Below are 3,510 nucleotides of genomic sequence, written 5' to 3' on the forward strand. Positions count from 1 at the left end.
GGCCGATTTTCTGCACGCGCCGCACCTCAAGGCGCTTGCCGCCCGTTCTGCCCGCTTCGTCAACAATTACACCTCGTCGCCGCTCTGCGCTCCTGCTCGCGCGTCGTTCATGGCAGGGCAATTGCCGAGCCGCACGCGCGTCTACGACAATGCCGCCGAATATGTCTCCTCAATCCCGACCTTCGCTCATCATCTGCGCCGGCAAGGCTATTATACGGCGCTGTCGGGCAAGATGCATTTCGTCGGTCCTGACCAGTTGCACGGTTTCGAGGAACGGCTGACGACGGATATCTATCCGGCCGATTTCGGCTGGACGCCGGATTACCGCAAGCCGGGCGAACGCATCGACTGGTGGTATCACAATATGGGATCGGTGACCGGTGCAGGGGTGGCCGAGATCACCAACCAGATGGAATATGACGACGAGGTTGCCTTCCTCGCCAACCAGAAACTCTATCATCTTGCGCGGGAAAGCGACGACAAGGACCGGCGGCCCTGGTGCCTGACGGTGTCCTTCACCCATCCGCACGATCCGTATGTCGCCCGCCGCAAATTCTGGGACCTTTACGAGGGCTGCGAGCACCTGCGGCCAGTCGTATCTCCCATTCCGTTCGAGGAACAGGACCCGCATTCGCAGCGGCTGATGCTTGCCTGCGACTACAAGAATTTCGACATTACGGATGACAATGTCACCCGCTCGCGCCGCGCCTATTTCGCCAACATTTCCTATATCGACGAAAAGGTCGGCGAACTCATCGATACGCTGACCCGTACCCGCCAGTTCGACAACACCGCAATCCTGTTCTGCTCCGACCACGGCGACATGCTCGGCGAGCGCGGGATGTGGTTCAAGATGAGCTTCTTCGATGGCTCGGCCCGTGTGCCGCTGATGATCGCCGGTCCGGGTGTGGCTGCCGGACGGCACGATACGCCGGTCTCCAATCTTGACGTCACACCGACGCTCGCCGCTCTCGCCGGCATCTCGATCGACGAGATCATGCCCTGGACCGACGGCGAAAGCCTGCTGCCGATGATCGGTGGCGAGCAGCGGACATCGCCGGTGCTGATGGAATATGCGGCAGAAGGCTCCTATGCGCCGTTGGTCGGCATTCGCGATGGCAAGTGGAAATATGTCCACTGCCTGCTCGACCCGGAGCAGCTTTACGACATGGAAGCCGATCCGCATGAGTTGAACAACCTTGCCGCCGATCCGCAGCATTTTGCTGTTCTGGCCAAATTCCAGGCCATCGCCAACAAGCGGTGGGACATGCACCGCTTCGACGCCGAGGTGCGCGAGAGCCAGGCGCGGCGCTGGGTGGTTTACGAGGCGCTGCGCAACGGCGCGTATTACCCCTGGGACCACCAGCCGCTGCAGAAAGCATCGGAGCGCTACATGCGCAATCACATGAACCTTGATAATCTGGAGGAGTCGAAGCGGTATCCGAGGGACGAATGACAACCCGAAAAGCCATATTTTCCAACGACGTTCTGGGGCCTTGCATCGATAGCCCGGCAGATGAGATTGTCGATGATGCCTGGGACGAGGAAACGCCTGCGAAGCGAGTGAAGCTCGCTCGCAAAGCCCTTTCGATCGACCTGGATGCCTTGGATGCCTACAACATTCTCGGAATTCACGCCGAAACTCTTGCCGAGCGGATCGCGCTGTTTCGTGAGGCAGTGCTGATCGGAGAACGGTTGTTTGCGCCTGTTCTTGGCGAAGAGGACATGCATTGGTGGGGTTTTATCGGCACTCGGCCGTGGATGCGTGCGCAGCATAATCTCGGACTGGCGCTGCTTGAGGCAGGGGACCGGGCTGCGGCGACTGCGGTGTTCAAGCGGTTGCTGGCCCTCAACTTCAATGACAATCAAGGCATCCGTATGCTGTTGTTGAAGATAATGGCGGAGGAGAAAGATTATAGCGGCTGCAAAATCCTCTTCGCCGACTACTCGGAGGACGCCTCGATAGAGTTCGTTGCAACCCGAGTGCTCGTCGACATCGCGACAAAACGAAAAATGGATTTTCCGCAGCAGCTTGCAAATCTCGACAAAGCCAATGCCCATGCCCTGCCTCTCCTGGTCAAGGCTGCGCGAGAAGGGAGATGGCCGGCGACTCCGAGAGCAGAAATGATCGCGTGGGGCAGCAAACAGGAGGCTGCGCTTTATCTTGCCGAATTCCGGCTGGCTTGGACGGTGAGCCCCAAATTGCTTGCAGGCTTCCTTGAGGCATATGAGAGGTACAAGACTGCCTTGCCTGGATGAAGCAAAGGAAAGATCCACGCCGCTGAGTGGCGGAAGCTCCATCAAATTTCACGGCGCAGACGCGATGTGTATCAAGCTTTCTAAACGAAGCATCCGTGTCGCAAATGGAATGGAATCTGGCCTCGCCTCAGGGGTGCCAAATTCTCCTCATGCCTATATGTTCGGTCTCAACAGAACCCTCTCGCCGCAGGGAGCATCATGCGCGCACAGCCGAAAGCCAGCCATTTCATCGATGGCGAATATGTCGAGGACACCGCCGGCACGCCGTTCGACAGTGTCTATCCCGCCACCGGCGAGGTGATTGCGCGGCTTCATGCCGCCACGCCAGCGATCGTCGAGAAGGCGATTGCCAGCGCCAAGCGCGCCCAGGTCGAATGGGCGCAGATGAGCCCGACCGCACGCGGCCGCATTCTCAAGCGCGCCGCCCAGATCATGCGTGAGCGCAACCGCGAGCTCTCCGAACTCGAAACACTGGACACCGGCAAGCCGATCCAGGAAACCATCGTCGCCGACCCGACATCGGGCGCGGACGCCTTCGAATTCTTCGGCGGAGTCGCTGCGGCGGCACTGAATGGCGAGCATATTCCGCTGGGCAACGACTGGGCCTATACCAAGCGCATTCCGATCGGTGTCTGCGTCGGCATCGGCGCCTGGAACTACCCGCAGCAGATCGCCTGCTGGAAGGGCGCCCCTGCGCTGATCTGCGGCAATGCCATGGTTTTCAAGCCCTCGGAAAACACACCCCTCGGCGCACTGAAGATCGCCGAAATCCTCATTGAGGCGGGTCTGCCCAAGGGCCTATACAATGTCATCCAGGGTGACCGTTCGACGGGGCCGCTGCTGGTCAACCATCCCGATGTCGGCAAGGTATCGCTGACCGGTTCGGTGCCGACCGGCCGCAAAGTCTACGAAGCCGCCGCCGCCGGCCTGCGTCACGTCACCATGGAACTGGGCGGCAAGTCGCCGCTGATCGTCTTTGACGATGCCGATATCGACAGCGCCATCGGCGGTGCCATGCTTGGTAATTTCTATTCCACCGGCCAGGTCTGCTCCAACGGCACCCGCGTCTTCGTGCAGAAGGGCGCCAAGCAGGAATTTTTGTCGCGGCTGAAGGCGAGAACCGAAGCCATTAAGATCGGCGATCCRATGGATGAGGCGACGCAGATGGGTCCGGTCATCAACCGCGCCCAGCAGCAAAAGATTCTCGGCTATATCGAGAAGGGTAAGGCCGAGGGTGCCACGCTGGTCACC

Annotated in this window: 3 protein-coding genes; all 3 read left to right on the forward strand. The window is 59.9% G+C overall.

Features of this window, described 5'->3' with window-relative positions; translation table 11 throughout:
• On the forward strand, nt 1–1,456 hold a 1,456-nt coding region (gene betC, locus AC1D06_RS42195), incomplete at its 5' end, for a choline-sulfatase (protein ID WP_477991484.1).
• Nucleotides 1,453–2,259, forward strand: coding sequence for a hypothetical protein (locus AC1D06_RS42200; protein ID WP_477991486.1), 807 nt, complete (start codon nt 1,453–1,455; stop codon nt 2,257–2,259). The genes betC and AC1D06_RS42200, both read left to right, overlap by 4 nt.
• Nucleotides 2,260–2,457: 198 nt before the next feature.
• On the forward strand, nt 2,458–3,510 hold a 1,053-nt coding region (locus AC1D06_RS42205), incomplete at its 3' end, for an aldehyde dehydrogenase family protein (protein ID WP_477991488.1).

The organism is Rhizobium sp. P2_G2 (assembly GCF_056403555.1).

Bases quoted from the DNA above. Each gene is read 5' to 3' on its own strand.
- AC1D06_RS42200 (WP_477991486.1), top strand. From the start codon at position 1,453: ATGACAACCCGAAAAGCCATATTTTCCAACGACGTTCTGGGGCCTTGC.